Source organism: Bilophila wadsworthia ATCC 49260, from assembly GCF_000701705.1.
Classification (GTDB): Bacteria; Desulfobacterota; Desulfovibrionia; order Desulfovibrionales; family Desulfovibrionaceae; genus Bilophila; species Bilophila wadsworthia.
Genome location: NZ_JNJP01000015.1, coordinates 46,139 through 70,376, shown reverse-complemented (window position 1 = coordinate 70,376; position 24,238 = coordinate 46,139). Strand labels below are relative to the sequence as shown.

Annotated in this window: 41 protein-coding genes and 3 other RNA genes; 5 read left to right on the top strand and 39 right to left on the bottom strand. The window is 55.4% G+C overall.

Annotation, left to right across the window (positions count from 1 at the left end; translation table 11 throughout):
• The coding region (locus tag T370_RS25675; protein WP_211250502.1) for a hypothetical protein at window positions 1-310 on the top strand (310 nt) is incomplete at its 5' end.
• 102 nt (window positions 311-412) lie between these two features.
• Here T370_RS25675 and T370_RS0108310 read toward each other — a convergent pair.
• The 37 genes from T370_RS0108310 to T370_RS0108155 form a co-directional block, all read right to left on the bottom strand.
• Window positions 413-631 carry a hypothetical protein gene (locus T370_RS0108310; protein WP_029435449.1) on the bottom strand — a complete coding sequence of 73 codons (219 nt, stop codon included), beginning with the start codon at window positions 629-631 and terminating at the stop codon, window positions 413-415.
• Between the two features lie 15 nt (window positions 632-646).
• Entirely contained in the window at window positions 647-2,107 is a 1,461-nt protein-coding gene (locus tag T370_RS0108305) for a hypothetical protein (RefSeq protein ID WP_248604237.1), read from the bottom strand.
• An 11-nt stretch (window positions 2,108-2,118) separates the two neighbouring features.
• On the bottom strand, window positions 2,119-2,727 hold the full coding sequence (locus T370_RS0108300) for a helix-turn-helix domain-containing protein (protein ID WP_029435447.1): 609 nt from the start codon (window positions 2,725-2,727) through the stop codon (window positions 2,119-2,121).
• Window positions 2,717-2,938 (bottom strand): hypothetical protein, encoded by a 222-nt coding sequence (locus tag T370_RS0108295; protein WP_029435446.1) that lies wholly within the window; start codon window positions 2,936-2,938, stop codon window positions 2,717-2,719. Before T370_RS0108295 ends, T370_RS0108300 begins: the two co-directional genes overlap by 11 nt.
• Window positions 2,939-2,947: 9 nt before the next feature.
• Entirely contained in the window at window positions 2,948-3,190 is a 243-nt protein-coding gene (locus T370_RS0108290) for a hypothetical protein (RefSeq protein WP_029435445.1), read from the bottom strand.
• Window positions 3,191-3,198: 8 nt separating this feature from the next.
• Entirely contained in the window at window positions 3,199-3,696 is a 498-nt protein-coding gene (locus T370_RS0108285; protein WP_029435444.1) for a hypothetical protein, read from the bottom strand.
• A 245-nt stretch (window positions 3,697-3,941) separates the two neighbouring features.
• Entirely contained in the window at window positions 3,942-4,340 is a 399-nt protein-coding gene (locus tag T370_RS0108280) for a hypothetical protein (RefSeq protein ID WP_051643806.1), read from the bottom strand.
• The gene (locus T370_RS0108275; RefSeq protein WP_081847523.1) at window positions 4,333-5,127 is read right to left on the bottom strand and encodes a transglycosylase SLT domain-containing protein; all 795 of its coding nucleotides are present in this window, start codon (window positions 5,125-5,127) and stop codon (window positions 4,333-4,335) included. Before T370_RS0108275 ends, T370_RS0108280 begins: the two co-directional genes overlap by 8 nt.
• A gap of 2 nt (window positions 5,128-5,129) precedes the next feature.
• On the bottom strand, window positions 5,130-5,492 hold the full coding sequence (locus T370_RS0108270; protein WP_029435441.1) for a putative holin: 363 nt from the start codon (window positions 5,490-5,492) through the stop codon (window positions 5,130-5,132).
• Window positions 5,493-5,640: 148 nt separating this feature from the next.
• Window positions 5,641-6,093 (bottom strand): helix-turn-helix domain-containing protein, encoded by a 453-nt coding sequence (locus T370_RS0108265; RefSeq protein ID WP_029435440.1) that lies wholly within the window; start codon window positions 6,091-6,093, stop codon window positions 5,641-5,643.
• Window positions 6,078-6,437 (bottom strand): hypothetical protein, encoded by a 360-nt coding sequence (locus T370_RS24965; protein WP_156034384.1) that lies wholly within the window; start codon window positions 6,435-6,437, stop codon window positions 6,078-6,080. The genes T370_RS0108265 and T370_RS24965 overlap by 16 nt, the downstream gene beginning before the upstream one ends.
• On the bottom strand, window positions 6,434-6,898 hold the full coding sequence (locus T370_RS0108260) for a regulatory protein GemA (RefSeq protein ID WP_051643805.1): 465 nt from the start codon (window positions 6,896-6,898) through the stop codon (window positions 6,434-6,436). Before T370_RS0108260 ends, T370_RS24965 begins: the two co-directional genes overlap by 4 nt.
• Entirely contained in the window at window positions 6,882-7,322 is a 441-nt protein-coding gene (locus tag T370_RS0108255) for a hypothetical protein (protein WP_029435438.1), read from the bottom strand. Before T370_RS0108255 ends, T370_RS0108260 begins: the two co-directional genes overlap by 17 nt.
• A gap of 11 nt (window positions 7,323-7,333) precedes the next feature.
• Entirely contained in the window at window positions 7,334-7,519 is a 186-nt protein-coding gene (locus tag T370_RS0108250) for a hypothetical protein (RefSeq protein WP_029435437.1), read from the bottom strand.
• A gap of 93 nt (window positions 7,520-7,612) precedes the next feature.
• Complete coding sequence (locus tag T370_RS0108245) at window positions 7,613-7,825, bottom strand: hypothetical protein (RefSeq protein ID WP_009369099.1); 213 nt, start codon at window positions 7,823-7,825, stop codon at window positions 7,613-7,615.
• Window positions 7,810-8,016 carry a hypothetical protein gene (locus T370_RS24960; RefSeq protein ID WP_156034383.1) on the bottom strand — a complete coding sequence of 69 codons (207 nt, stop codon included), beginning with the start codon at window positions 8,014-8,016 and terminating at the stop codon, window positions 7,810-7,812. The genes T370_RS0108245 and T370_RS24960 overlap by 16 nt, the downstream gene beginning before the upstream one ends.
• Before the next feature lie 16 nt (window positions 8,017-8,032).
• Window positions 8,033-8,092, bottom strand: an RNA gene (locus T370_RS24280) — hammerhead ribozyme type II.
• Entirely contained in the window at window positions 8,090-8,353 is a 264-nt protein-coding gene (locus T370_RS0108240) for a hypothetical protein (protein WP_029435436.1), read from the bottom strand. The genes T370_RS24280 and T370_RS0108240 overlap by 3 nt, the downstream gene beginning before the upstream one ends.
• Before the next feature lie 48 nt (window positions 8,354-8,401).
• Window positions 8,402-8,743 (bottom strand): hypothetical protein, encoded by a 342-nt coding sequence (locus T370_RS0108235; RefSeq protein ID WP_029435435.1) that lies wholly within the window; start codon window positions 8,741-8,743, stop codon window positions 8,402-8,404.
• Window positions 8,740-8,892 carry a hypothetical protein gene (locus T370_RS24955; RefSeq protein WP_156034382.1) on the bottom strand — a complete coding sequence of 51 codons (153 nt, stop codon included), beginning with the start codon at window positions 8,890-8,892 and terminating at the stop codon, window positions 8,740-8,742. Before T370_RS24955 ends, T370_RS0108235 begins: the two co-directional genes overlap by 4 nt.
• Window positions 8,893-8,904: 12 nt before the next feature.
• An RNA gene (locus T370_RS24275) (hammerhead ribozyme type II) lies at window positions 8,905-8,965 on the bottom strand.
• Window positions 8,964-9,143, bottom strand: coding sequence for an anaerobic ribonucleoside-triphosphate reductase (locus T370_RS22790; protein ID WP_034506081.1), 180 nt, complete (start codon window positions 9,141-9,143; stop codon window positions 8,964-8,966). The genes T370_RS24275 and T370_RS22790 overlap by 2 nt, the downstream gene beginning before the upstream one ends.
• Window positions 9,134-9,433, bottom strand: a complete 300-nt coding sequence (locus tag T370_RS0108220; RefSeq protein WP_156034381.1) for a hypothetical protein — start codon at window positions 9,431-9,433, stop codon at window positions 9,134-9,136. The genes T370_RS22790 and T370_RS0108220 overlap by 10 nt, the downstream gene beginning before the upstream one ends.
• Window positions 9,419-9,482, bottom strand: an RNA gene (locus T370_RS24270) — hammerhead ribozyme type II. Before T370_RS24270 ends, T370_RS0108220 begins: the two co-directional genes overlap by 15 nt.
• Window positions 9,483-9,665 carry a ClpX C4-type zinc finger protein gene (locus T370_RS0108215; RefSeq protein WP_029435433.1) on the bottom strand — a complete coding sequence of 61 codons (183 nt, stop codon included), beginning with the start codon at window positions 9,663-9,665 and terminating at the stop codon, window positions 9,483-9,485. It abuts the RNA gene before it with no gap.
• 11 nt (window positions 9,666-9,676) lie between these two features.
• A complete protein-coding gene (locus T370_RS0108210) occupies window positions 9,677-9,964 on the bottom strand; it encodes an HU family DNA-binding protein (RefSeq protein WP_029435432.1) in 288 nt (95 codons plus the stop codon).
• A gap of 1 nt (window position 9,965) precedes the next feature.
• Window positions 9,966-10,214 carry a hypothetical protein gene (locus T370_RS0108205; RefSeq protein ID WP_029435431.1) on the bottom strand — a complete coding sequence of 83 codons (249 nt, stop codon included), beginning with the start codon at window positions 10,212-10,214 and terminating at the stop codon, window positions 9,966-9,968.
• A gap of 1 nt (window position 10,215) precedes the next feature.
• Complete coding sequence (locus T370_RS0108200; RefSeq protein WP_029435430.1) at window positions 10,216-10,707, bottom strand: host-nuclease inhibitor Gam family protein; 492 nt, start codon at window positions 10,705-10,707, stop codon at window positions 10,216-10,218.
• Between the two features lies 1 nt (window position 10,708).
• Window positions 10,709-10,894 carry a hypothetical protein gene (locus tag T370_RS0108195; RefSeq protein WP_029435429.1) on the bottom strand — a complete coding sequence of 62 codons (186 nt, stop codon included), beginning with the start codon at window positions 10,892-10,894 and terminating at the stop codon, window positions 10,709-10,711.
• Window positions 10,895-10,897: 3 nt separating this feature from the next.
• Window positions 10,898-11,071 carry a hypothetical protein gene (locus T370_RS24950; RefSeq protein WP_156034380.1) on the bottom strand — a complete coding sequence of 58 codons (174 nt, stop codon included), beginning with the start codon at window positions 11,069-11,071 and terminating at the stop codon, window positions 10,898-10,900.
• Window positions 11,058-11,708, bottom strand: coding sequence for a hypothetical protein (locus T370_RS0108185; protein WP_051643804.1), 651 nt, complete (start codon window positions 11,706-11,708; stop codon window positions 11,058-11,060). The genes T370_RS24950 and T370_RS0108185 overlap by 14 nt, the downstream gene beginning before the upstream one ends.
• A gap of 1 nt (window position 11,709) precedes the next feature.
• Window positions 11,710-12,438, bottom strand: coding sequence for an AAA family ATPase (locus tag T370_RS0108180; protein WP_029435427.1), 729 nt, complete (start codon window positions 12,436-12,438; stop codon window positions 11,710-11,712).
• A 12-nt stretch (window positions 12,439-12,450) separates the two neighbouring features.
• Window positions 12,451-14,619 (bottom strand): Mu transposase C-terminal domain-containing protein, encoded by a 2,169-nt coding sequence (locus T370_RS0108175; RefSeq protein WP_034506078.1) that lies wholly within the window; start codon window positions 14,617-14,619, stop codon window positions 12,451-12,453.
• A gap of 361 nt (window positions 14,620-14,980) precedes the next feature.
• On the bottom strand, window positions 14,981-15,355 hold the full coding sequence (locus T370_RS0108170; RefSeq protein ID WP_029435425.1) for a hypothetical protein: 375 nt from the start codon (window positions 15,353-15,355) through the stop codon (window positions 14,981-14,983).
• On the bottom strand, window positions 15,352-15,564 hold the full coding sequence (locus T370_RS0108165; RefSeq protein ID WP_029435424.1) for a hypothetical protein: 213 nt from the start codon (window positions 15,562-15,564) through the stop codon (window positions 15,352-15,354). The genes T370_RS0108170 and T370_RS0108165 overlap by 4 nt, the downstream gene beginning before the upstream one ends.
• Window positions 15,561-15,842 carry a hypothetical protein gene (locus T370_RS0108160; RefSeq protein WP_029435423.1) on the bottom strand — a complete coding sequence of 94 codons (282 nt, stop codon included), beginning with the start codon at window positions 15,840-15,842 and terminating at the stop codon, window positions 15,561-15,563. The genes T370_RS0108165 and T370_RS0108160 overlap by 4 nt, the downstream gene beginning before the upstream one ends.
• Window positions 15,839-16,267: a hypothetical protein gene (locus T370_RS0108155; protein ID WP_029435422.1), complete on the bottom strand. Its 429-nt coding sequence runs from the start codon at window positions 16,265-16,267 to the stop codon at window positions 15,839-15,841. The genes T370_RS0108160 and T370_RS0108155 overlap by 4 nt, the downstream gene beginning before the upstream one ends.
• Window positions 16,268-16,528: 261 nt before the next feature.
• On the opposite strand from T370_RS0108155, the gene T370_RS0108150 reads away from it, so the two are divergent.
• Window positions 16,529-17,077, top strand: coding sequence for a helix-turn-helix domain-containing protein (locus T370_RS0108150; RefSeq protein WP_029435421.1), 549 nt, complete (start codon window positions 16,529-16,531; stop codon window positions 17,075-17,077).
• Between the two features lie 512 nt (window positions 17,078-17,589).
• Here T370_RS0108150 and T370_RS25670 read toward each other — a convergent pair.
• On the bottom strand, window positions 17,590-17,742 hold the full coding sequence (locus tag T370_RS25670) for a hypothetical protein (RefSeq protein WP_211250505.1): 153 nt from the start codon (window positions 17,740-17,742) through the stop codon (window positions 17,590-17,592).
• A gap of 510 nt (window positions 17,743-18,252) precedes the next feature.
• On the opposite strand from T370_RS25670, the gene T370_RS0108140 reads away from it, so the two are divergent.
• The 3 genes from T370_RS0108140 (at window position 18,253) to T370_RS0108130 (ending at window position 22,445) form a co-directional block, all read left to right on the top strand.
• Window positions 18,253-19,341: an HD domain-containing phosphohydrolase gene (locus T370_RS0108140; protein ID WP_029435420.1), complete on the top strand. Its 1,089-nt coding sequence runs from the start codon at window positions 18,253-18,255 to the stop codon at window positions 19,339-19,341.
• A gap of 11 nt (window positions 19,342-19,352) precedes the next feature.
• Window positions 19,353-19,703, top strand: a complete 351-nt coding sequence (locus tag T370_RS0108135) for an Hpt domain-containing protein (protein ID WP_016360526.1) — start codon at window positions 19,353-19,355, stop codon at window positions 19,701-19,703.
• 78 nt (window positions 19,704-19,781) lie between these two features.
• Window positions 19,782-22,445, top strand: a complete 2,664-nt coding sequence (locus tag T370_RS0108130; protein ID WP_029435419.1) for a hybrid sensor histidine kinase/response regulator — start codon at window positions 19,782-19,784, stop codon at window positions 22,443-22,445.
• A 159-nt stretch (window positions 22,446-22,604) separates the two neighbouring features.
• Here the strand turns inward: T370_RS0108130 and T370_RS0108125 are convergent, their stop codons facing one another.
• Window positions 22,605-24,083, bottom strand: a complete 1,479-nt coding sequence (locus T370_RS0108125; protein ID WP_051643802.1) for a sigma-54 interaction domain-containing protein — start codon at window positions 24,081-24,083, stop codon at window positions 22,605-22,607.
• Between the last annotated feature and the right edge of the window lie 155 nt (window positions 24,084-24,238).

Below are 24,238 nucleotides of genomic sequence, written 5' to 3'. Positions count from 1 at the left end.
CAGTTCGTGGATCACGCTTGGCGGACTGGCGGTAGTAAACGCCCTCGAACTTTGTTTTTATGTATTTTCTGCTGGTTACGTCGCTCATGAAGAGATAATAACGACGAATTACTCAAATTGGAAGATGATTATCCGTTCCTTATCCAAAAGATATTTTTCTGAAATTTTTTTAAGTAATAACATATTTGATTTACTTATTATTTTAGTATCAATACTGGCAATATATATGAGAGAGAGAGAGAGAGAGAGAGAGAGAGAGAGAGAACATTCCGGCCCCCTGCACGGTTGCGGTGCGTTTCCATGCGGCTGAACCGCTCGTACAGGGGTATCATAACCAGATGCATAAGGCAAAATATCCATTCCTTCTCTGGAAGGGCCCCTCTACGGGGCCTCTTATGGTATCAGCGGACAGCTACTCCCCTTCGTACACTTCGAGTATCCGGAAGGGGAACTCTTCCTCCTTGAAAAAAGGCTGGATGAGCCACTGATGGATGGGAACATCGACATGGAGAAGCAAAAAGTCATGAAAGCCGGTGACACCCTGAATCACGGGGACGCCATCCTCTTCCCCTATCCAGCAACGCGAAAAGTAAAGTCGCACCTTGGCTTTTGCCCACTCTGGTCGCTTCATACTCTGTCCTTTCTTTTAAAACCCATCGAAGGAAAAACGTTGTCCCGCGAGCACGTCCACCGTCTCGCAGCTCCACGGCTCGACGCTGCCCAGCTTTTCGCGGGCGTGGATGGCCATCGCCAGCGCGACGGCGGCGTCGCCGTGGCGCTTCCCGGTGGCGTCCCTGCCCCGTACGTCGGGCACGCGGGCAACGCCCTTGACCACGCGCAGGCTTCGCAGGTCGGACAGCACATCCGCGCTCTTCGGCAAGACCACCGTCTTGTCCTCGATGCGGCTTTTCAGCTTCGGCATGGTCTCGCGGTACCAGCTCTCGGAGATCATGACCTCCTCCACCTGTGCCGGGCCATACTCCTGCCGGGCGAACTCCGCGAGCGCGCTGCCGTTGCCCCGGGCGTCGAGCGCCAGTCCGGAGAAGCGGGGCAACGCATCTATTATATGGAAGAGGATCTGCTGCTGCGTGCGGTATGGGCAGTTCCGCAGCTCCACCGTGAACGGCGTGGCCAGCGTCAGATCGGCCTGCTCGGTGACCGGCCAGAACACGGACAGGTCGCCGGAGCGCCCGAAGTCGCCGCCGACGAAGTGACTGCACCCGGCGGGCAGCTCGGCAAGCAGCGGGTCGACGTGCCCGCGCAGCCACTGCCGGGTAATCATCTCGGCCAGCGGCATATCCCAGTCCACGAAATCCTCGGCGGGAGGCGTCCACGTAAGCACGGGGACACCGTCCGCCATGCACGCTTCGATCATCGCCGAGGTCAGGTATGCGCCGGAGGAGCGGTTCGGGATGCAGAAAAGCTCTTCGTCCGCGCCTTCGCCGTAGTCCGTGATGAGCCGCTCGCGCCAGCGGTCTTCCGCCTCCCGCGTCCACGGCTTCCCCTGCGACTGGCAAATCTTGCGATACAGGCCGTCGGCGAGGGCATCGTCAAGCGTCGTCCGGTGCAGGGAATAGTCGCGCTTTCCCGCCCGGATGTCTTTGACCAATTCGTTGAAGGCATTGTCTTCGCCGTTGTGCGTGGACAGGATGGAGACGGACCCACCCCACATGAGCAACGCCATCGCAGCCTTGATCAACCCGGCGAGATCATCGACATAGGCGGCTTCATCGATAATGACCCGGCCCTGTTTCGAACGCAGGGAACGCGGCTCGGACGGCAGCCCCCAGATGTCGAAGCCGGAAGCGAAGCGGATGCGGTAGACGGTGATGTCCCCGTCGGGATTGCGCAGCACGACCTCTTCCGTATCACTGACCGCCGCGTTGAGGACTTTTGCCCAATAGGCCGCGTCCTTAACAAACTGCTGCGTCATTTCCTTGTTGTAGGAAAGGTAGTACGTGTTCTGCCCTCCGGCGTCGCGGTTGCGCATGGCGAAGCGCACGGACTTCAGGGCCTCCGCGTAGGATGCGCCGATACGGCGGGACTTCTCCCACACGCTGACGGTGGCATCGTCAAGCACCCACTCTTCCTGATATGGCAGCAACACACCCAATTCATTCATTTGACCAGCCCCAACGCCTTGTCGAGTCTTTCAGCGATATCGGCGGACACCCCGCCGGTCTTCATCGTATCTGCCTCTTCCTTGGGAAGCGTGGCTTCCAGCTCCTGCACCAGCGCGAGACACTTGGCGATGTCCGTGACGCTGTCGGTCGTGACGTACTTCTCATCTGAAAGGATCGTGCCGAGCTTGTTGTTCACGGCCTGCTTCAGCACGGCGATGGCTTCGGCGCGGCTGGAGACCTTCACGGGCTTCTCCGGCTTGGCAGGATTCAGTATCTCCCCGGCAAGCATGGCCTTCTGATACTGGAGTTCAAGGTTTCCGAGACTGGCAACGGCAAAGGCAATCTGGGATGCGGCCTTACCGTCCTCCGCTTCAAGCAGATGCTTCAGGATCGCGGCCCGGCTCCGGATCGTATCGATGCGGATGTCCGCCTCCGCCCGGGCCAGCTCTTCCCTGCGTTCCCGCCACTGGTAGGCGTCGGCCCAGCGCCGGAGCGTGGAGTCTGCGATGCCGGTGGCCTCCGAGACCTGCGCGAAGGTCAGCCGGTCGGCGCAGTACAACTCCATCGCCCGCCAGCGGGTATCGGCATCGATCTCAACGCCCATCGCTTTCTCGGAGATTTTCGGCTTCGGCGAGGAGCGACCTCAGCAATTCGGTGACGCTTTTCAACGCGGACGACGCGGCGGCAACGCGTTCTCCGGCAATCAACCCCGTATCTTCATTGAGATAAAGCAGATACTGGATGCGTGAACGCAGAGCCTCCGCCGTCTCTTCGAGTTCCATGATTTGCCTTTCAAGTCGCTGCAATGCATCCATGACAACCCCTTAGTCGCCAAGTTCACGGTTCAGAATGGCTATTTTTTTATTGACTCCCGACAACTCAACAAGGCTCTGGCGAAGAGCCAGCGCCGAATTGAAAATACCTTCGCCATCAAGATCGTCCACTTCATCATCAAGCGGAAGCTGACGGCGCAAGAGACCGCGAAGCCCGTCGCACTCGGCTGCAAGCCGCTGACGTTCTCTCCGCAGTTCAACACGTCGACCAAGATTTTCCGTGCGTTCGCTCATGTGCTCTCCTACTTGCGACCCGTGGCTGCTTCCCGCGCCATCGGACAAAACATGTTGACTTCACTCATGTTCGCTATGCGCTCCAACGCCCGAGTGTTGTTCACGACGACATCACAGAAATCGGTAGTCATTCTCTGATATCCCTTCACAACCTCAACGTTGTCCCGATAATATTGGGTTACCTGTGCATGCTTCTCGCCGAGATCACGCAGGATAGCCTGTGTATCGGCTCTGTGTTGTTCCACAAGAGCCAGTGTTTCCGAATTACGCGCATCCATATCCTTGCGATATTCATAGAACATGCGTTCCATATCCGCACGGTGCCGTGCGTCTCGAATGTCAGAATGTCGTGTCCTGAGATGATCAAGTACGAGTATCATGATCAGGACGGCTGCAGGGCCTGCCAAGACCAAAGCAACAAGCCCCGGCACACCAAGCCGTCCCAAAATTTCGGCAATGGAAGCCAGTGCCTCAATCAACTGTGGCATTTGCTCCACGGGCATCATCGGAGACCTCCTTCTTCGCCTTGCGGTAGCAGTCGACTGCAGCCTCCAACCCCTCGGCATAATGTTTCAAAATCGTATCCCGCCGCATAAGTGCCGTAATGTTCTCAGGGGCATCAAACGGAAGGGTTCCGTCCACGGGAGGCAGGACGGGCCGCTCGGGAGCCGGACAGTCCCGCGCCGGAAAGACACGCGGAGGTGCCGGCAGCTCCGGCATCCGCTCCCCGCATCCTGCGGCGAGCAGCAGACTACCAAGCAGCGTTAAGTAGAGCAGCGGCCTTGCGGCGCGTCGCAGCATCCACAACATGTTCCCGCTCCTCGGCTGTCCGGGGACGGACGGAAGCCTCACAAAGGATACTTTCCTGACGCTCCACGGCGTTCCTCCAGTCCTTTTCCCGGACGAGACAGGCTTCGGCGGTATCCTGATAGGCCGCAGCCGAAGCTTCCATCTCCTCGTAAGCGGCCTTCCAGCCGATGCCCGCCGCAAGGGCGGCTTCGAGCGCCTTCTTTGTTTCCGCATGGGCATCCTTTTCCTTATCCATCAGCACGGCGTACTCGGCGGAGGCGTCTCTGTCGCCCCTCACGTATCCCCATCCGACGAGGCAAAAAGTCAGTACAAACACGGCGAGGATCTGAAGCTTACTCATCACTCACCCCCCTGCCCCATCCAGCCCTGACGTACGCCTGTTGGCGCTCGCGCAGGATAAAATGGACATACCGCTGATTTTCCCGCTTCGCGCTGGCCCGTCGGCCCGCGTTGACCTGCTCGGCGTGCCCGAACCAGACGTCGGGATTGAGGCCGGACTGCGCGGCTCTGGCGCGGTCGCGGTTCGTCCAGCCGAGCCCCCCGTTGTATGCCGACATCACAAAAGCCATGCGGTTCCACTCGGTGAGGGGCTTGCCCCATCGCGCCGTGATGCGGTCAAAAAGATACTTGTCGTAGGTGACGCAGGCCCGCAGCGACCAGCGCGGATCGAAAGGCGCGGGTGTGCCGGTCTCGGGAGCCACGGACGGCAGCCACTTCGCCGTGGACGGCATGAACTGCGCCAGCCCCTGCGCCCCGACCGACGATACTGTGCTGTTTTTCCACCAGCTTTCCGTGTGAATCTGTGCGGCGAACACGGCCACCGGCGCATCAAGCCCCCAGACCATGCGCGAGGAGCGGATCAGCTCGGAACGGTACTGCAGGGCGGCGCGGGGAATCTGGACTTCGGCGGCATGGCCCGTGTGACAGCATAAAATGACCAGCGAAAGCGCACAGATGCCGCCAAGGACAAACCAGAATCCGACGCGGAAGTAGGGTAACCCCTTGGCGCATTCGAGCAGGATGAAATCCGGCCAGTCCTTCAGCCATCTCCAAATCGCCGCCAGCAAAACCTTAACGCGGGGCTGTCCCCGTTTCCATACGCCGGACAAATACTGCCTGACGCTCATGGCTACAGCCCCAATCCCACGGCTAGCATCCCGCAACCGATGATGATGGCGCGACGAAGCATGGCGAAACAAAAGACCTGCCGGTATCCCTCCACGACCGGGTAGTCCGCGTCATCCGGCCTGTCGGCATCGGGAGCCTTGCGCCAGTCGTCGGCAAGGTACGAATCGGGGGATGCGAACGGGAAAAGCACGTAATCAAGCAGGTACAGAACAAGACCGGCGAGAAGAACGAGCGTCAGCTTGTAGTGGACCACGGGGGCCTGCTGCGGAGCGAAAAGTACAAGCAAAGCGGACAGACAGATGGTGGCCAACACGGTGAGCGCGAACCAGCGGCGGGAGGAGAGAAGCGTCTTCAGAATCGTCATTGCGACCTCGGCGGTTTAACCCCGCCGGGCCAATCCCGGCGGGAAAAGGAGAGGTGTGCCGAGGCAGAACAGAAAAGGCCCCGGCATGGCTACATTGCCATGTCGGGGCCCGCCGTTCCGGAAACGTCGCAATCTGTGCACGCTTTTTTCACTGCTCAAAGACGAAGTTCTCCATCATGCGCCGAACATCCCGTGAACTCACGCGTTTCGGGCCTTCCTTCAGGACATTGAGCTTCCCAAGATCGATGTAGCCATATACCGTGCGCTTGGAGACGTTCAGACAGTAGGCAGCCTCTTCGACAGTCAGTAAGGGCTTTCTTTCGACCATCTCATACGGCGTCAGCGTGTACGGCTGCTGAGGCTTGGGATAGCGGATGGGGAGCGGGAGCGGAAAGCCGTCGGGGCGCACGAGGCTGCATCGCCGGGCGCAGCCGACGCACAGATACAAGTCGCTCTTGACGAACCAGTACGGCCTGTTACGCTTCGTCAGCAGATACGGGCAGCCAAGGCGCTCGTACACATAGCCTTCGGGCTGGCCACCATAGGGTCGCCAGCCGTCCCGCGTCAGTTGCACGATGTCCGTGATCAATGTCCTCGACATGCCTCCTCCTTCTCTAAAAATTCCATCACGGCCTGCGCTTCCTGTTCCGTTTTCTCACGACATCTCTGACACTTTCGTCGGCTCACAGGACGACAGCGCCGACATTTCGTCCGCTGGAGCACTTCCGCTATCCGCCCCGGTATCGGGATTTCCGGATGGGGGCCGGGGCCGTCCAGAGCTTCCCGGATACGAGCAAGCTGCTCTTCCGCATCACCCGCGTAGCGCCCGGCAAGCACGGCGTAGACCGTGGAGCGCTTCAGATTCTCATGTTGCCTGCAAAACTGGTAAACGGACGTGTGCCGCGCGAGGATGTCAGCTCGGAGGCTCTCCAGCGCCGCATTCACGCCGTGGCCCCGCGCTTTTTGTCGAAGGCCCTTTCCCGCTTCTGCAGATCGGTCAGCAGGGCCGTCAGCTTCTCGTGGTCATGCACCCAGGCGAAGGTGTGCGTACCAAACTGCCGCTGGACGCGGGTTTCGAGGCTTGTCATGCTGTAGCCGAGCTTCTTCCAGATCGCCAGTATTTGGCGCTTCAGCGATGCGTGCGGTGCATCGTCGGGCACTGAAATCCAGTCCGGGCGGGCCTTGGCGGTCACCTTGCGATTGCTTCCTCCGCTTTCAAAGTGTGCCCCGAGCCCGGCGAGAAGCTGGATCAGCCTTTCAAGCTGATACCAGTTAAGCTCTTTACTGCTTTCCTTGCCGAATTCCCTCTTCAGCAGTTCGCGGTAGGCGTCTTCGTCAAGATGCGGGAGCTGCTTCCGGGCGATTGCGATTTTCGCATACAGAGGGCGTCTATTCTGTGTGACCACTATGGTTACTCCTGATGACACTGCTTACAGGAACAAACTCAATTCCCTTGCGGGCCGTGGTGACGGCGACGTACCAGCGCCCGTCATAAGCCCGGATCGGCGGCGAAATTGTCCACGCACCGTCATGCCAGATGATGCCGCCAGTTTCGCGCCGGATGCTCACCCGTGTCTTCGCTGGAAGAGCGGGAGCCGGTTCCGGGACGGGCATGCCGCCGAGGGCGACGTCAGCCACAAGCTGGCCAAGCCGATCCGGGCCGACAAAAAGCGCTCCGCCTTCCGGCGCATCAACCCAACACCGGTTCACGCGCACACGAAATCCGTCCCCGCCGCCGTGGACAGAGGCGGGAGACAGCTCGATCTTCGTGCGTTCCGTGCCGATTCTGACACAAATCGATCCGATAAATTTTCGATTATCTTCCGCCATCATCCTGATCCTCAGATATTAATGCCGAACGCCGCAAACCGAGCGCGAAGCTCGTCGTTTTCACGCCAGAGTCTTTCGACAAGGCGCTGCGCGGCCTCAAGACGCCTTTCGTCGACATCCACGCTGTGGGGAGCGCCCGAGGAACGCTCAGGGAGCGGGCCGTCAAAGGTCATGCGATAAAGCGTTTCCGCCGACATGACCGCGTGACGCCCCCCCACAGCAAGCGGTAATAAGGAACGAGCAGCCCGTCCGCCCGGCGGACATCACCGGACTCGGACATCTCATACCCTTCAGCGTGGGGAATCCGACGCCAGTCCATGCTTTTTCTCCTTACGTTGCTCGTCGACGTAGTTCAGGGCACGAAGGCAGGTATTCAGGTTGTCTCTGAGCTGCTCGAAGCTTCCACCCCTTTTAAGCATGAAAAGACAAACCGTATCACCCTGTTCCATGTCTTTGATGGCGTGGACGCCCGCGCCGGAAACCGTTGCTACATATCGCGGCATGAGAGCCTCCTGTAGAGCTTGCGGGCAAGGCCGACCTCCCGCGCCGTCTCCGGATGCGGACACATGCCAGCCGGAGCGGCATCGCGGATCGGATAGCCGAGACGGCAGTACAGCGCCGGAGACTGGCTGCGCCGATACCGGCGCACCAGTGCCGCGCAATCCGTACACGTCGTGTAACTTCCCAATTTCATACATACTCCACTGGATTTGCTTATGCTCATCAGGCCGGAAATCATCCGGCGACGGCCCCGCAGGGCCGTTTCGCTAAATTTCCAACTCGGCCACTATTTGCCGTGCAGATTCCAGACGGAGGAGGCGTTCGGACACAGCCGTGGTTTTATCCACATCACAAAGGTAATTGTCGTGGCAAGCGACAAGAACCCGATATGCACGGAGTGTTTTATCTTGATGGTCTATCCGGTTAATCATAGCCTCCACGGCATTAGACGGCAGTGTTACGTTTGCAGTATTCTTGTTGACCATCTCCCGCACGATGGACAAAACTTCATCCGAAATCGCTCCACGCATGGTGCTTTTCTCCTTGGGTTGCTCGTCAGGCCGGGGCGTTTCGCATGGTTATCTGGCCAAAAGCCTGTCTATCTTTTTTTCTATGATGTTCTGTTCTTCGATGAGCTTCTTCATCTTTTTCTTCCATACACAAAATTCTTCTATGTCTCCCGGTTGTGCGTTTGCGACTATACACCGCTGCTTGCTGAGTTCCTCGTCGCGTTTCATGAGCATTTTAAACTGGTTATCCCTATGTATCTCTTTACATTCAGAAATAACAGAGTTCACATTCAAAAACGGGCTGACGGAGAGAAATGCCTCTATGATGACTTCTTTGGAAAACGTCAGGAGCTTTCTTACAGCTTCACCTTCCGTCGACGCGGGCGAGGAAGTGCGGACTGCGGACATCATTCTTCCTCCTTTTCACCGTCACCCCCGGAGAACGACGTTGCTCCGTAGAAGTAGATCATTCCATCTGACGTTTTCATGTGGATACTTTCAACCTGAACGTCGGGATCGTAATCTTCCTGCAACTCCTCGATAAACTCTGCAACGGTCATAGCGTCTCCTTTTTGCTTGTGCTCATCAGGCCGGAAATCATCCGGCGACGGCCCGCGTAGGGCCGTTTCGCTCAGTTCATCTTTACGTGCTTCACGTGGTCTTTCAGTTCCGCGCGTTTGGCGTTGTTGAACCGATCCACCATGCCGACAAGGTAGCCGGTAATCCGGCGGATACGCTCGAACTTGACGCCCTCGCCGATGATCGTCCTGCCGCCGCGTTCTGTGACGGGCATATGGTCAATCAGTTCCATTTTCTGCCTTCGCTTGTAACAGTGACTTCGAGCGACACGGAAAGCCCCTTTGCTTCATGGTAACCCTTCAACATGTCTGGTATATCCTTCCCCATGTTGTCCGTAAGTCCCCTCAGAAAGGCACTAATTCCCGGATTCGTAGGTGCTGTGAATTCGACCGCCTCGGTGAGCATCTGATGCATAAGCGACAGGCCGTCCGCAAACCCTACGAGCATCCCGCTTTCAAAATCGGGACCCAGCGATTTACTTTTGTTATTCTTTGCCACCATCTCCTCCTTCGGCTCGCTCATCAGATCCGGTAGCCAACCCGGATGACGGCCCGTGTGGGCCGTTTCGCGTCTATTCCCCGTCTTCTTTCTGCTGCTCGGCATCTTCCTGCTTTTGGTTTTCAATCAGCATAGTTGCGCAATCCAGCACGCAATTGCCGCAAATATGTACGCCGTCCTTTCCCGTAATAAGGTGCTTGCATTCGGCCTCGGAACGTCCGCAAAAGCTGCAATGGATCAGCTGTTCTTCACTCATGGGACAACTCCTCAGTTCAGACGTTCGCTGAAGGTCTTGGAAGGCCGGAAAACCACCTTAAGGTGCGCGGGAACGAACACCTTTTCACCGGTACGAGGGTTAAGGCGATCCCGCCCGGGAACCTGTACGGACTTGAGCTTGCCGATGCCCGGAAGAGACACTTCCCCGCCTTCGAAAAGCTCTGCGGACAAGGTGTCGCACAGGGACTCGAGGAGCATCTCCAGCCGCGCCGCCGAATAGTTGATGCCGTTCTCGGCGATCTTTTCGTGCCATTTCTTGATGAGTTCAGCCTTTTTCATGTTAACCTCTTTTGATAACTTGGTTTATCTTCTCAGCGGGGAATCCCGCATTCAGAAGCTCTCGCCGGGCGTTCTCGCGGATGGCGTCACACACGCTCTTTCTGAGCAGTGGCGTCGCCTCCGCCCACTCCTCGCTTTGGGTGAGCAGCGGCATGGCTTCGGGCGGGAGCGTTGCGTCCCGAAGCACGCACTCCGCGTACTTCCGCCCGAGGATTTCGAGCCCGGCCTTGGAGAAAGCGACCCGTGCCATGTTACCCCGCCAGCTCTTCGGCTTTGACGTCGACGGAGATGCTCTCGACCGTGCGGCGCTTCATGCCGACCATCTCCAGCTTGGAGTCGGGCCAAGCCATCATCGCCGCCCGATCCAGCTCTTCCTTCACGCGGATGCCGTCCAGCAGACCGAACTCGCGGAGCTTCTGGAGCGCCATGACGTCGGATATGCCGTTCTGGAGGACGATGCGCTCGGACTGCCGGAACGAAATGGTGCCGAACGCCAGATCAATGCTCTTTTTGTTCGCGAACAGCCTAGATTTATTCAGCGTTCCAAACGCCTTGACCGCCTTCTCCAGCTCCGTATACCGGGCAAACAGCGGGGTGCCCTCCTGCTGCGCTCGGGCCTTGGCGGAGTCGATCTCTTCGTTCATCGCGCCCTCGACCAGAGAGAGCTTGCGGCTGATGGCCAACATCTCGGCCAGAGCGCCTTCAGCCTGCTGCACATCCTTAATAATGAGCTTTTCCGCCATACTACTTCGCCTCCGGCATGCTGAGATAAAGATCCTCAAAGCTCTCTACGGTATCGGCAAGAGCTCCGAGTTCCTGCAACAGCTCCCTGAATTCGGCTTGATTCTCCGGCTGCAACACCCTGCCCGCATCAATCAGCTGGTACAAAACGCTCCTGAGCTGATCGCTGTAATAACGGTTGACCTTCATGCCCTACTCCTCTTCCGACACGGAAACCTGAATTTTACCTTCAACAGCCTGTACGCGATTGGCAAGCTCGCCGAGATTGTGCCGCGCCATCCTCACCAGCGCCCATTCCTCTTCGCCGATCTTTCCGGCAAGAACGCCCAACGCCGCCATAACGCTTCTGATTTCATCGCTGAACATGGGATTCTCCTTCAGGTTCATTCTCATTTTGGATGACATTTTTTTCGAATCGGGACAGTAAGGTCCGACACGCTTCGGTCACACTCACCCCTACCTTCCGGGAATACGGATCGTGGCAGAGAAGGAGCTGGACTATCCGGGCTGCCGCCGCCTTTTCCCTGGCGAAAGGATCAACATCCCGAAGCGGCGGATACGGCGCTTCCGGATGGGCATCAGCCTTCCGGGTAGCCTGATAGAGGATCGTCTGCCCATCCCGTCCGGCGCGACAGATGTAGTCCTCCTCCTCAAGCCATGCGCAGTAACGGCTGACCTGTGTGTAGGAAAGATGCGTCATCAACGCTGCGGTACTGAAGCTCCACCCTGGTTTCGCATGCCGGACAAAGCGCCATATCTTGCTGAAGCTCTGAGGATTGCGAGGGCGATGGGAGAAGTTATACTCAAAGACACCCTCATCAATGCGTTTCAGCTCACCATGATGCACCATGTCGGTAAGCCGTCTCCTGAGCCGTGCCTTCTCTGCTTCACACTCCAGTCCCAGTGCGGCCATCAACTGCTTGGTCGTGACCTGCCCGCCTCCGGAACAAAAGCTCTGCAGAGCGCTGCGTACCATATCCACGGTTACGGAGATGCCTTCCATCTCAAGCCCTCCGCCACGTTCTGGAGGACAGCACCATATCAAGGGTGTCCGCATTCACTGTGAAATCCCCGGATGCCTTGGCGGAACGCTCCAGCAACAACATCATGTTACGCACCAGCCTGAAGTCGCCTTCCGCACGCGTGGTGATCTTCGCACATTCGTCGGCGGGAATGTCCAGCCCGGCTGCTTTCATGGCGTAAACGCCGACCTCAACGGGGCTGAGGGGGCCGAATTCGACCTCCTGCACCACGCGGCTCCAGATGCGCCGACGGTTCGACAGCATGTTGAGCAGGTCTTCCTCCCCGATGAGGACGACGGGCACGCCTGTCATCTCATGGATGTCGCGCAGGTCTTCGATGCGGTCGATCTTGAGGCGATCCGCCTCGTCAATAAAAATGGGGCGCATCTCCCCGTTACGGCGCTGCTCGTCAATGATGTCGACGATCATCTCCTTACAGCGCTGCCCGGTATGCCGGGGCATATCCAGATTCTTCCCGCGCACTTCAAACAGCAGCCGCTGGAGGAAAGCCGTCTGGCTCCACCCCTGCCATACCCGGACGTACGCCCCGCCGCGATCTATATGATACTGATCGGCGGCTATGGATTTCCCGCGCCCGGCCTGTCCATAGGCGAGGATAAAACCGGACATGGCCTTCCCGGACTCCAGAATTTCGTCCGTCGCCGCATTGAAGCGGGCCATCGCGTCCGTGGTGATGATCACATCACGCATGAAAACTCTCCTTTATATTGCGGCCCGTTCTTCCCGAATAGCTATGATCTCCAGCCGGGCGTCATATTGGGCCTTGAAGTTGCGGATGAACGTCGGCGTCTGTTCAAACGCCTCCATCCATGCCGTATCTTGTGGAACAAGTTCGATCTTCCGCTCGTAGCGCAGGACAAAAAGGTACTCGTACCGCTCCTTCTCGTCCCGGAAACGCCGGGTGAAGGAAGGCTCGTATCCCTGCGGAGACGCCATTTCCTGCTTGGCGCGGGCCTTGGCGTCCTCGATCTCGGATTTTTCGGCGGCGGTGACGGCCTTGGGCTTGGGGGCGGGCCTCTTCAACGACATCCGCTCCTTGAGCTTCTTGGAGTCTTCCCTTTCTCCCATTTCCGCCTTCACCAGCTCGAGCATCCCCCGGAAGCCTGAAAAAGTGGTATTTTCCTGCCTCCCCTTCATGGCGATGGATTCCTCAAGCTCACTCACGTCTTCATCTCTGCCGAGAATGGACGCCGCCGGATGAACGCCGTAAGCGATCCGATAATGTTCCCGGTCGCGGGCTTGGCAGATGTAGTCGCCCTCCAGTGTGTAGACGAGGATAGTGTGCGGGGACATAAGGAAATCATAGCGGACGAGCACGGGGTGACGGCGGGAATACAGGGCCTCATCATAGTAGTACCGCCCATGAAGCTGGATGCCGTCTTTGGTGATGGTTCTGATCTCCTTTTCCATCATCAGCAGCGTAAGCTTTTGCAGATCAACGCCGGACCCCCTGCCTTCCTCAAAGACCTCCGCCGGGGTGCGTCCCTTCAGGTGCGTCCTGTATTGAGGCCGATTGGAGTAGGTCTCGAAAAATCTGGCGACAACCACATGCGTTTCTTCAACCGTCAGAGCACGTCCCCCCAAGGCTTCGTAAAGCTCCCGGTGGAGCGTTTCGTTACGCTTCAGGCGGGCGGGTTTGTGGGCGATGTCGCGCCCCACATAGCTCGGCACAAAAACTTCCGCCTCGTGCATGGTTTCAAAGAAGCGCTCAATGGGCTTGGTCTGGCCGTGGTAAGCCCATGCATGAATGACTTCGCAGCCAAGGTCACGGTAAAGGCCGCAAAATCCCGCCTGCTCGAATTCGGGGCTTCCCTTGAAGAATTTCGCACGGAAGGCTCTGCCGTTGTCGAGGTAGACCACGCGGGGAATCTTGCCGAGCATGATGCAGGTGCGCCGAAAGGCCACGGAGATGCACTGTATGTTTTCCGTAGCCATGATCTCCCAACCAAGAGGACTCCGGCTGCGCCCATCGTAAAAAAGGAGCAGCGTCATACGGCAGCCCCTGCCCGTATCTGGATTGATCGTCTCGAAGTTCAGCACCTTGCCATCCGCAATGACGATGTCTCCAACCTCCACGCTATTCCAGTCGCGCATAATGGAGATGACGCATTCGTCGTTCCACGCCTTCTTGCCCTGCCGCCAAAAAACGAACTGGTCATGGCAGTGCGCGTCGAACTTCTTGACGAAACGGCGGATTGTGGCATCGGAAGGAATCAGCAGCCCCTGCGCCTTGCAGCGTTGCTTGATCTTCTCCACGCACTCGCCGATTTTGGGGGCATTAGGGTTGAGAACATTGCCGAGAATGATTTTGTGGTGTTCTTCGGTCAGGATGGAAGAACCGCGCTGTGCCATTCCCCGCCTGTCCGCGAGGGCCAGAGAGGAGCCCGCCTTCTTCTGATTCAGCTTCCACCGCTCCAGCGACTTCCATGCGAGGGAGGGGCCATACTCGGCAAGGAGCCGGGGCCACGCTCCCCCCTGATAGGCGGCGATGAACATATCCTTCTGGTAGCTCGTGTGGCCGTATTTGCGCTGCCAATCAAGGTACAAGGCCACCAGATCGGCTTTGACGAGCGCCTTATAGCGGCGCTTGTCGTCAAGAATGGCGGGCGTGATGTCCTTCATGAGCGCTGGCGTGGAGGAGCAGATTTCCGGCAGGGCTTCGGACGCGCCGAGCATCTTTGCTTCAGCCGCCGTGATGGATGCTTGAGTGGCTTCCGGCATGGAGGCGATCAGCCATTCCTTCCCGCCGCCCCGACCGGGACGCTTGCGCCACCCCCAGTTTTCATCTCTAGCCTTGCGAATAATGCTGGAAACAACAAGGCACAGCAGGATAGCAAGTTCTTGCGTGCTATATGCGTCCTTCATTGCCATACCACTGCTCCTTCAAAAAATGTGGCCCGGATTGTGCCGCTCCGGGCTGGCGTCCCACCGTCAGGAGGCGGAATCTCGCCGTTGTACGCTGCTTTCGCTGGAAATGCGGCGAAAGCCTACACGGGCGCGGTAGCCGCTGCCGACGCTCGGGCCTTCCGAGACGCTAACTCGCGTGGAGTTCCGGTCTTCAGGATGCTCCGGCCTTCCGGGGTTCCGATCCGCTGGGGATGCCGACCCGCTGAGGCTCCGGCGTTCCGAGGCTCAAACCCTCGCGGGGTTCCGGCCTTCGGAGGCTCCGGCGTTCTTGGCAGCCGGGCCGTCAGGTGCGCGGACGCTCGGGGCGTTCCGGCACGCTGCGGCTCTATTCCTTGTAGGAGAAGGTGTTGCGGACACTGATCGTCGCCACCATCCCGGTCTTGGCGAGTGCAGTATTGAGCGGCAGCGACAACACGTCGATGATGTCCGCTACACCCATGCCTTTGATTGCCTGAAGCACAGCCTCGCGGCGTTCATCCAGACTGCGGGGCTGTGCTTCGGGAGCCGGAGCCTCGTCCTTCTCCCATACGAAGACAGGAGACTTCGGATCGACCGGTGCAACCGGCAAACCAGCCCGTGCCGCCAGAGTCATGTTGATCAGCTCCTGCGACATGCCCAAATCATCCAGAAACTGGGCAAGCTCCTGAAGTTCTCTTATGAAAAACGGTGACCAAGGCTTTGCGTTGGCAAGACTACTCATGCTTTCTCCTCCTTTTCCCGCTCCATGACGGTGGCCACAGCCGCAACAGCGCACTTCGCGTGAATAAGATCGGTTACAAGAGCGCCGTAACCACACTTGCCACACCGAATGAGTGCTCTCTTGATGTCTTCGGATTCGAGAAAATCAATGGCCGTCTGAATCCGATCCACTCCGTCTTTCAGCATTCCTACGTCCGAAAAGTCGTTCATGCTGCCGCCTCCTTCCCTGCCGGAGTCATCCGGCGGGGGTCAAAAAGGTATCTTTCGGGCACGCCCGCTCCTCTGAGCGCATCGAGAACGCGCTCCGAGTGGTTGCATCCTCTGACAGTGGCGCACACGGCGGATTCGGAAATGCAGAGCTCTTTGGCAATGACGCCAGCCGTGCACCCCTTTCGCTGGAGGGCTTCATAGATGCGCTTGGCGACGCCGCACCGCAGTGCGCCGAGCTTCGCCCGAGTAACGGGAGTTCCCGCACGACGTCGGCTCATAACCCCTCCTCCAACCGCTTCTTGCGCTTCCGCGCTTCCTTCATTCTCAGGTCGGCCTCGGCATAATCCCGGAGCCGCCTGTCCTCCGGCGTCATCAAATCCATCCCCACGGCCTGCACGATGACGCGGAGCGCATCAAAGTTGTCGCAGGCCCGGCAGAAGACCAGCACGGCCAGTACCGAAGGAGGATGACTGGTGTCCGAAGGGGACAACCATTTGTCCAAGGTGTCCTTGGAGATGGACGTCCCCTGTCCGCCCGTAAGCCGGATTTCAGCCTCGGTCGTGATCAGATTGATCTTGTCGACCAACCCTTTACGCCCGACGCTGTCCGGAGCGCCCGCCGCCCGCCGCATGGCGGCGCGTACTGCGGGCATGACTCCGGCAAACCGGGTGTAATCGCAGTCGAAAAGGGACATCTGAGACATGTGCTTTCCTTTGACGCTTGTCCAAACTTCACGAAAGTCAGGACGTTGATCTTCCGATTGTAGGCGGTTACAGTGGTTCAGAACTGAATTGACTACTGAACCGCTCACAAGACCTTTTTCAGTCAAAAGACTTAAAAAGTCAACCTTGTTTAGCGCAAAACTTAAATATTTTTAAAATTCCTGTATATCGTTTTAATACGGGATATTGCGGAAGCCTTGCGCGCAAAACTTCGCGCAAAACTTCGCGCTGGGAAGTTTTGCATGAGCATAGCTGAAAGAATCCGAGAACAAAGAGGGAATGTTTCACGCAAAATATTTGCTGAACAAATTGGCATTCACCAACAAACGCTTTATCTCTATGAAAAAGGCAAAAAAATTCCTGAATTTAAAACAGTTAAAAAAATAAGCGACAGACTTAAAATATCAATCGAATGGCTTATGAATGGCGTTGGCCCCATGCGCCCCGATGACGAACACACCGCAAACACGCAGTCTGAACAGGCGCAACCAAGCGAAATAACGGGAACAACAACGTGCGCTCGCTGTGAGCTGCTAGAAAAGGAGCTGGCGGAGGAGCGCAGGGAACGGCGCGAGCTGAGTACGGAGCTGCGCGAGGTGAACGCGGAGCTTCGAAGGCTAGCAAGGGAAAACAGCGAATTGATCAAGGAAAACGCGGAACTCAGGAAGGAAAAGCCTGAGGAAAATCTCACCATATCGGAACTCAGGAAACGTAAAATCGAAGGGACGCTCTCCCCGCTTGACGAGCAGAAGAATATTCCGCCCAGTGACCGGCCCCAACCCCGCACGTAAAAACAGCGCAAAAAATGCCCCGGTTTTGTGTCAAATCCGACACGCACCGGGGCATTCCTTATTCTCATTTTGCGTGAAAAAAGGCCTTCAGAACGGCCCATATTCTCAACTTCACTTTTGTACCCAAAACGCGAGCCTCGCCAGCCCTATCCCCGCGTACCGCCTACATATCGCCGACATATCGCCGACACGATCTAGCCCCACCGCCATTCTCATCTATCCTGACCCCCTATAATTGGAAAGATTCATCTTTCTTTTTTCTGTCCGCTGCCTGTACAGGATGAGGTTTTGAAATAAAAAAATAAACGGTGGAGGCTGATTTTTCAGCCTCCACCTTTTTTACTCGTCCATCTCATCCGCTATGACGGTCAGAATCGCAATCACCACAGGTATCCATTTTCCGAGACTCATATCTTTTCCTTCCTATCTGGCTATGAAACGGGACAAACGGCACTGGCGTGCAGTTCCGCAATCCCATTCGACGTGTTTTCCGAGACACGGCGGCATCCTCGTCAAAAGCCCCAATCGGCACAGTCAGCAGGTATCCGCCATGCGTTCCTCCTCAAGGCCCCTTCGAGCAGTCCGAACAGTGCCGGAGCAAGCCGTGGAAGCGTCTCAATGACGCGGCTGGTATAAGGCAGCAAGGTTGCGATGTTCGAACACATGATGCCGAGTCCGTAACATCTGTTTGTTCGGAACACCATTGCAGGATGGCCTGTTCCGGCGCATATCGGATTTTCCTAGCGGAAGAGGATTGATGCTGTCTGCAAGATAGTCAGGTCTCGCCCTTACGGAGTCATTTTTCTTGAAAAATTCCGTCATGGAACTGTTCAGCACCTCAGCTATTTCCCCGATTCGGTTGAACCTAGAAGCAACGTATCCGTTCCAGATACGCCCAGTATATCATATTAAATAACTAGTAAATATAATTGGCTCTATATAGCAATATTTGTACATGAGCAGTCCTTGATTTCGATATTTTTATTTACACACGTAACTATTCGTGTTTTTATATTAAAATGAAATCAATTATAAAAAATTATTAATATTTTCTCAAATAAGAAAATAGGGGCAACCTTGGGAATATTTTGTTTCTCGTTTCGCTGATAAAACAAGCGACAATATATCATTAAATATTTTATACATTTTTTCAAATAATTATGGAATATTCATTCATGCATAAAATAGTTATTCCTAACACAATTCTTATTGTCGATGATGATGAAATGAACCGTGATGTGTTGGGAAATATTTTTTCTGCGTCTCATTCCATTGAAATGGCTGAAAATGGAAAAGAGTATCTCAATAAAATACTAGAATGTGGACAAAAATTTTGTGCTGTCCTTCTGGATATGGTCATGCCTGTAATGGGCGGTATTGAAGTATTGAAAAAACTTAACAGAGATGGTGTTGTTGATCATATTCCCGTCTTTCTTATTACTGGAGAAACAGATACGAGAATCATCAAGCGAGCATATGAACTCGGCGTGATGGATGTCATTTCTAAACCTATTTCTTCGTATATGGTGCAACGCCGGGTTAATTCCGTTATTGAATTGTTTACGGCACGTAAACGACTCTCCAGTGTGGTGGGCCAGCAAAAAGATCAGCTTTTAAAACAGGCCAAAAGAATCCTGAGGCTGAACATGGGGATGATAGAGTCTCTTTCAACAGCCATTGAATTTCGCAGTGGCGAGTCCGGTGAGCACATCCGGAAAATACATGACATCACTAAGCTGTTCCTTGAAAATTCCCCACTGGGCAGAGATTTTTCGACGGAGGAAATTGAGCATATTTCTTTGGCCGCGATTATGCATGACGTTGGGAAGATTTCCATTCCTGACGCCATATTGAGCAAGCCAGGACGCCTTACCCCCGAGGAGTTTGAGATCATGAAGACGCATACGACACAAGGAGGACAACTTCTGGAGAGAATTCCGCAGATGAGGGAACTGCCGTTTTTCACGTATGCCTACGATATTGCCAAATACCATCATGAGAGATGGGACGGACGCGGATACCCGGAGGGGCGCAAGGGCGACGATATCCCTTTATGGGCACAGATAGTCTCCATTGCAGACGTATATGACGCGCTGGTCAGCCCACGGTGTTACAAGAAGGCTTTCAGTTTTGAGGTGGCCCTTGGCATGATTGTCAGCGGCGAATGCGGCGTGTTCAATCCAAACATATTGGCATGCTTTCGGGAAATTGAGGGTAAGCTCCGCACTCTCTACGGTAGCGGCCCGGAACGATTGTACGAGTGAGGCAAAAAAATATGGATCAGACAAGAAAGGCAAGACTTGAGGCGGGCGGAATTATGGTGGACGAAGCCCTTGAACGCTTTATGGGAAACGAGGCTATGCTTGAGCGCTATTTACAGAAATTCCTCAGCGAAAAGAGCTATGCCATGCTGCGGGATTCTCTAGCCTCAAACGATTGGGAAGCGGCTGGCAGAGCAGCGCACACGCTGAAAAGCATATGTGGTACCATAGGATGTGAGGCCATGCAGGAGCTTGTGATTCTGCAGGAACGTCATATCCGCGCCGGAGAATGGAAAGAAGCCGTTGGTATGATGCCAGAGATATCCAACAGCTACGAGAATATTTGCGGTGTGATCCGGGCGTAACGTACAGGGTATTGAGCAGAAGGACGTATAAAGGGATATTGCGTACTGCTGTATATCTACATAATACTAGGTAATTAAATGAAAAGTTACAGCGGAATACCATATACGACGGGAAAACAGGCCGCAGACGATGTAAAGACACAGCTTGTTGGTTTTATAAAAATACCCAAATGGCTGCTTGGGCTCTGTCTTATTACTGTTTTCTATATTTTGTTCGTCTGTTTCTCCATGTATAAAATAGGCGATTCAACAACGCAGCTCTATGAGTATCCCTATACTGTCTCACGCAAAGCGCAGGAAATGAAAACCGCCCTCTATGGCATACGAATCTCTCTGCCATCTCTTCTAGCCACGCCCGACATCACCGCTGCCCAAATTAATGACCTCCTTCGAAAACAGAGGGCTATGCAGGACAAGTCGTTGGAAGAGATCACGCTCAAGTTCCGGGGGAATGAGAAAGAACTGGCTTATCTGAAAAGATGTATGGCTGAATTGCGGGAAGCCCGAAAAAATATGGTCAATAACTTATTGGGCAATCTGGATTTTCAGTACATCAATGCCTATTATGCCCGTGAGGTTCTCCCACATTTTGAAAAGGTGGATAAACTGCTAGGTAACTTGGGCGATGCCGCCGAACACCGTGGCAATGCAATCTTGGCAGAAATGGACAAGCTGAGAACCTTTTCCATCATTGCTACGCTGCTTATGGGAATAAGCATCATCTTGCTGATTCTCCACACCCGCAAACTGGAATGGGATAAATACAAGGAGAGCGCATACCGCGAAAAACTCCTCAATCTGCTTGCAGCCAACATAGATGAAATATTTTTCATTTCACGCGAAGATAAATCTTTTGAATATGTGAGCTCAAATAGTGAACGCGTCATAGGCGTACCGCCTGAAAAATTTATTCATGATTACAGAAAATTATATTCTCTTCTAGCGTGTAAGGACAGCGACTGGTTGCGCGCAGTGCTCGACGATACGTCCTCAAATATGAAGGAACGGGACATCGTGCTTGGTGAAGAGGGACGCCGCTTCAATATCCGGGTGTATCCCATATTCCTAAATGGTGTTCTGAGCCAGCGCATTATCGTATTATTCGATCAAACTAAGGAATTTGCCTATCGACAGGCACTGAGCGACGCTCTTGAGAATGCCCGCAACGCAAATACCGCCAAAAGTAATTTCCTCTCCCACATGTCTCATGAAATCCGTACGCCGATGAACGCCATTATCGGTATGACGGTCATTGCCCTGACCCGGCTTGACGATCGATCCCGCATGGAGGATTGCCTCACCAAAATAGCTCTGTCCTCACGCCATCTGCTCGGCCTTATCAATGACGTGTTGGACATGTCCAAAATCGAAGGCGGCAAACTCACCATTGCTCATGAGCCGTTCGATTTTAAAATATCTCTACAAGGAGTTATCAATCTTATCCAGCCTCAAGCGCTGGAACGCGGACTGGATTTTGAGGTGTCCCTGTCCGGGGTTGATGAAGAAGAGCTACTCGGCGACGCACTGCGACTTAACCAGATTCTCATCAATATACTGTCCAATGCACTCAAATTCACCCCGGTCGGGGGCTCTATACGGCTGGAGGTACACCAGCTCCATAAAAAGAACAATAATGTGCAGTTCCGCTTTGTTATCCGTGATACGGGCATTGGTATGAGCCAAGAGTTCATAAAGCGGCTTTATACCCCCTTTGAACAGGCCACATCCTCCACCGCTTCAAAATTTGGTGGTACTGGGCTCGGCATGGCCATTACCAAAAATCTTGTTTCTTTGCTGGGCGGCACGATATTCGTGAAAAGCGAGGAAGGCAGGGGAACCGAGTTTACTGTGGAGCTCCCCTTTGGCCTGAGCGGACGGCAGTTAGAAAAAGGCAAAGGCGAGCTGGAGCCACTCAAAGTGCTCGTAGTGGATGACGACTACGATACCTGCGAGCACGCCTGCCTGTTGCTGGATAAAATGGGACTTCGTACCCGATGGGTGCTCAGCGGTGCGGAAGCCGTGAAGGTTGTGCAAGAATCCCATGTCAGTGGTGATGATTACGACGTATGCTTCATAGACTGGAAAATGCCGGACATGGATGGCATGGAAACCGTCCGCCGTATCCGTAATGAAGTCGGGCCGGAAACTCTTATCATCATTATCAGCGCCTATGACTGGGGAGCGATAGAAGAAAAGGCCCGTGCCATTGGAGTTAACGGATTCATCGCCAAGCCCTTTTTCGCTTCCAATCTTTACAATACGCTTACTTCATTAACACGGCGCACGGCTCCGAAGAGAGAAATAGAAGTTTCCGCCCCCCCGGAATCAGAGGCGGAAACTGCGCATCAGCATTATGACTTTACGGGGAAGCATATACTGCTGGTTGAAGACAATGAATTCAACCGTGAAGTCGCCCAGGAGTTTCTTGAAATGACAGGGGCCACGGTCGAAAGTGCCGAAAACGGATCAGAGGGAGTAGCTCTTTTTACGGCCTCGGAAACCGGGCAATACGACATTATTCTGATGGATGTGCAGATGCCGGTCATGGATGGCTATGAGGCGACACGAGCCATTCGCGCTTCGGTACACCCCGACGCGAACTCCATCCCCATTCTTGCCATGACGGCCAACGCCTTCAACGAGGATGTAGCTGCCGCTGTGGCGGCAGGCATGAACGGGCATATAGCCAAGCCCATTGATGTGACGGCACTTTATCGGCTACTCGCTTCGCATTTTAAGTAATAATGCGTAGTAAGGGAAGGAAAACAGAGTATGCAGGAGGCACGGAGGTGTCCCATGCGTACCCTGTTTTCCTTTCTTTGAGAATAACGAGTCCTGACCCTAAAGCCGTAATTCAAAGGGATGACATCCTATGGATGGCATCCCTTTTCTCGTGCCGGGCTATCGCTTCATCTTCGCCCGCAGCGTCGTGTAGTGGATTCCGAGAAGCGTTGATGCCCCGCCCTTTCCGGTCAGTTTTCCATCCGTCTTTTCGAGCACGGCCTCAAGGTAGCGCCTTTCCAGTTCTGCAAGCGTAGGCCAGCCGAGCTCCTCAAAAAGCGACGTTGGTTTGCGCCGTTTCCGCTTTACGCCAAAAACAAGGGGGCGCATCACCGACCCGGAACGGCTGTCGATAAGCGCCCGCTCCACTTCGTGTTCCAGCTCCCTGACATTGCCGGGCCAGTCGTAGCCGTACAGTTTGTCCAGTTCGGCCTGGCCGGGCTCCGGGGGCATCGTCGTGCCCATTTCCTGCGTCTTCGCGGCGATGAAGTGCCGGACGAGCGGAAGAATATCCACCTTGCGCTCTCGGAGCGGCGGAATGCTGAGCGGGTATACCGACAGGCGGTAATACAGATCCCGGCGGAACGTCCCCTTCTCCACCATCTCTTCAAGGTCGCGGTTCGTAGCGGCGACGACACGCACATCGACGGGAATGGCGCGCGGATCGCCCACACGCTGGATGATCTTGCGATCCAGTACCCTGAGGAGCTGTACCTGCGCCGTCAGCGGCAGCTCGCCGATTTCGTCGAGAAAGAGGGTTCCCCCGTTGGCACACTCGAAATAGCCGCTCCGCCGGGATTGCGCCCCGGTGAACGCCCCTTTTTCATAGCCGAAAAGTTCGCTCTCCAGCAGTGTGGGAGCGATGGAGCCGCAATTCACCCGCACAAGCGGCCCCCCGCTCCTGCCCGAAAGCTCATGGATGGCCTCCGCAACAAGCTCTTTGCCGGAGCCGGTTTCCCCGGTCACGAGTACGGTGGTCCGTGTGGGGGCGACTTTCTCGATACCCTGCCGCAAGGCGGCCAGCCCCGCGCACTGCCGTATCCGCTCGTAGCCCGTGAGCCGTTCCTGAACCTCCCCCACTGCGATCGGGATATCCGTAAAGGCAGCGGCAAGCTCCTCCGCAAGCGGGGCGATGAGGCGGCTTAACGGCTCTATATCCTCTTCTTTGAAACTGTTTTTTTCATTGGACCAGAAGTTGATCAGGAATGTGAACGATCCGCGCGCGAACAGCGGAAGGCGCAGCAGCGCCGCATGGGAATAGAACGGCAGCTCGGTAACGGACGGATCGATCTTCAGCGCTTCCCGCTTGAACGATTCGAGATCGTTCAAGAGGAGCGGCTTCGAAAGATCGCTCCCGTGCGCGATGATGGGATAGCTCTTCCGGCCCTTCCCGGCTTCACGCACCCGGGTCAGGCCGTTGGGCAAGGTGTCCGCAATGGGTACGAAGACCCGCAGATCAGAGGAACCGCTCACAATATTCAGCCTGATAATGGGAAATATTTCCCGTACAAGCTGAAGGAGCAGATGGATCGAGCCGTCCAGCCCGCTCGTCCGATAGAGCAACCGACACGACAGCCCGCCGGAATCAAAAAAATCCATTGATCCCTTTCCTTCCATCATCTGAAAAGAACTGTCTTTTTGTTCTGATATGCCCATATCCACCCCCCACGCTCTGTTTTTGAAGCGAATGCCCTTTATATTGCATTTCGCTAACATTATTTATTGCGAAATACAATAAAAATGAAGGCGCACCC

What these genes read in the sequence shown, in the direction of transcription:
- T370_RS0108130 (WP_029435419.1), top strand. Translation starts at nt 19,782, where the DNA reads ATGAAAAGTTACAGCGGAATACCATATACGACGGGAAAACAGGCCGCA.
- T370_RS0108135 (WP_016360526.1), top strand. Translation starts at nt 19,353, where the DNA reads ATGGATCAGACAAGAAAGGCAAGACTTGAGGCGGGCGGAATTATGGTG.
- T370_RS0108265 (WP_029435440.1), bottom strand. Translation starts at nt 6,093, where the DNA reads ATGTCGAGGACATTGATCACGGACATCGTGCAACTGACGCGGGACGGC.
- T370_RS22790 (WP_034506081.1), bottom strand. Translation starts at nt 9,143, where the DNA reads ATGGAACTGATTGACCATATGCCCGTCACAGAACGCGGCGGCAGGACG.
- T370_RS0108175 (WP_034506078.1), bottom strand. Translation starts at nt 14,619, where the DNA reads ATGGCAATGAAGGACGCATATAGCACGCAAGAACTTGCTATCCTGCTG.
- T370_RS0108210 (WP_029435432.1), bottom strand. Translation starts at nt 9,964, where the DNA reads ATGAAAAAGGCTGAACTCATCAAGAAATGGCACGAAAAGATCGCCGAG.
- T370_RS0108165 (WP_029435424.1), bottom strand. Translation starts at nt 15,564, where the DNA reads ATGAACGACTTTTCGGACGTAGGAATGCTGAAAGACGGAGTGGATCGG.
- T370_RS24960 (WP_156034383.1), bottom strand. Translation starts at nt 8,016, where the DNA reads ATGAAATTGGGAAGTTACACGACGTGTACGGATTGCGCGGCACTGGTG.
- T370_RS0108195 (WP_029435429.1), bottom strand. Translation starts at nt 10,894, where the DNA reads ATGAAGGTCAACCGTTATTACAGCGATCAGCTCAGGAGCGTTTTGTAC.
- T370_RS0108125 (WP_051643802.1), bottom strand. Translation starts at nt 24,083, where the DNA reads ATGGATTTTTTTGATTCCGGCGGGCTGTCGTGTCGGTTGCTCTATCGG.
- T370_RS0108285 (WP_029435444.1), bottom strand. Translation starts at nt 3,696, where the DNA reads ATGATGCCCGTGGAGCAAATGCCACAGTTGATTGAGGCACTGGCTTCC.
- T370_RS0108160 (WP_029435423.1), bottom strand. Translation starts at nt 15,842, where the DNA reads ATGAGCCGACGTCGTGCGGGAACTCCCGTTACTCGGGCGAAGCTCGGC.
- T370_RS0108220 (WP_156034381.1), bottom strand. Translation starts at nt 9,433, where the DNA reads ATGAGCGAGCCGAAGGAGGAGATGGTGGCAAAGAATAACAAAAGTAAA.
- T370_RS0108155 (WP_029435422.1), bottom strand. Translation starts at nt 16,267, where the DNA reads ATGTCTCAGATGTCCCTTTTCGACTGCGATTACACCCGGTTTGCCGGA.
- T370_RS0108170 (WP_029435425.1), bottom strand. Translation starts at nt 15,355, where the DNA reads ATGAGTAGTCTTGCCAACGCAAAGCCTTGGTCACCGTTTTTCATAAGA.
- T370_RS0108215 (WP_029435433.1), bottom strand. Translation starts at nt 9,665, where the DNA reads ATGAGTGAAGAACAGCTGATCCATTGCAGCTTTTGCGGACGTTCCGAG.
- T370_RS0108200 (WP_029435430.1), bottom strand. Translation starts at nt 10,707, where the DNA reads ATGGCGGAAAAGCTCATTATTAAGGATGTGCAGCAGGCTGAAGGCGCT.
- T370_RS0108205 (WP_029435431.1), bottom strand. Translation starts at nt 10,214, where the DNA reads ATGGCACGGGTCGCTTTCTCCAAGGCCGGGCTCGAAATCCTCGGGCGG.
- T370_RS0108275 (WP_081847523.1), bottom strand. Translation starts at nt 5,127, where the DNA reads ATGAGCGTCAGGCAGTATTTGTCCGGCGTATGGAAACGGGGACAGCCC.
- T370_RS0108185 (WP_051643804.1), bottom strand. Translation starts at nt 11,708, where the DNA reads ATGGAAGGCATCTCCGTAACCGTGGATATGGTACGCAGCGCTCTGCAG.
- T370_RS25670 (WP_211250505.1), bottom strand. Translation starts at nt 17,742, where the DNA reads ATGTGTTCGAACATCGCAACCTTGCTGCCTTATACCAGCCGCGTCATT.
- T370_RS0108180 (WP_029435427.1), bottom strand. Translation starts at nt 12,438, where the DNA reads ATGCGTGATGTGATCATCACCACGGACGCGATGGCCCGCTTCAATGCG.
- T370_RS0108310 (WP_029435449.1), bottom strand. Translation starts at nt 631, where the DNA reads ATGAAGCGACCAGAGTGGGCAAAAGCCAAGGTGCGACTTTACTTTTCG.
- T370_RS0108295 (WP_029435446.1), bottom strand. Translation starts at nt 2,938, where the DNA reads ATGGATGCATTGCAGCGACTTGAAAGGCAAATCATGGAACTCGAAGAG.
- T370_RS0108140 (WP_029435420.1), top strand. Translation starts at nt 18,253, where the DNA reads ATGCATAAAATAGTTATTCCTAACACAATTCTTATTGTCGATGATGAT.
- T370_RS24955 (WP_156034382.1), bottom strand. Translation starts at nt 8,892, where the DNA reads ATGACCGTTGCAGAGTTTATCGAGGAGTTGCAGGAAGATTACGATCCC.
- T370_RS0108290 (WP_029435445.1), bottom strand. Translation starts at nt 3,190, where the DNA reads ATGAGCGAACGCACGGAAAATCTTGGTCGACGTGTTGAACTGCGGAGA.
- T370_RS0108245 (WP_009369099.1), bottom strand. Translation starts at nt 7,825, where the DNA reads ATGCCGCGATATGTAGCAACGGTTTCCGGCGCGGGCGTCCACGCCATC.
- T370_RS0108150 (WP_029435421.1), top strand. Translation starts at nt 16,529, where the DNA reads ATGAGCATAGCTGAAAGAATCCGAGAACAAAGAGGGAATGTTTCACGC.
- T370_RS0108240 (WP_029435436.1), bottom strand. Translation starts at nt 8,353, where the DNA reads ATGCGTGGAGCGATTTCGGATGAAGTTTTGTCCATCGTGCGGGAGATG.
- T370_RS0108235 (WP_029435435.1), bottom strand. Translation starts at nt 8,743, where the DNA reads ATGATGTCCGCAGTCCGCACTTCCTCGCCCGCGTCGACGGAAGGTGAA.
- T370_RS24950 (WP_156034380.1), bottom strand. Translation starts at nt 11,071, where the DNA reads ATGTTCAGCGATGAAATCAGAAGCGTTATGGCGGCGTTGGGCGTTCTT.
- T370_RS0108255 (WP_029435438.1), bottom strand. Translation starts at nt 7,322, where the DNA reads ATGGCGGAAGATAATCGAAAATTTATCGGATCGATTTGTGTCAGAATC.
- T370_RS0108280 (WP_051643806.1), bottom strand. Translation starts at nt 4,340, where the DNA reads ATGAGTAAGCTTCAGATCCTCGCCGTGTTTGTACTGACTTTTTGCCTC.
- T370_RS0108300 (WP_029435447.1), bottom strand. Translation starts at nt 2,727, where the DNA reads ATGGGCGTTGAGATCGATGCCGATACCCGCTGGCGGGCGATGGAGTTG.
- T370_RS0108270 (WP_029435441.1), bottom strand. Translation starts at nt 5,492, where the DNA reads ATGACGATTCTGAAGACGCTTCTCTCCTCCCGCCGCTGGTTCGCGCTC.
- T370_RS0108250 (WP_029435437.1), bottom strand. Translation starts at nt 7,519, where the DNA reads ATGTCGGCGGAAACGCTTTATCGCATGACCTTTGACGGCCCGCTCCCT.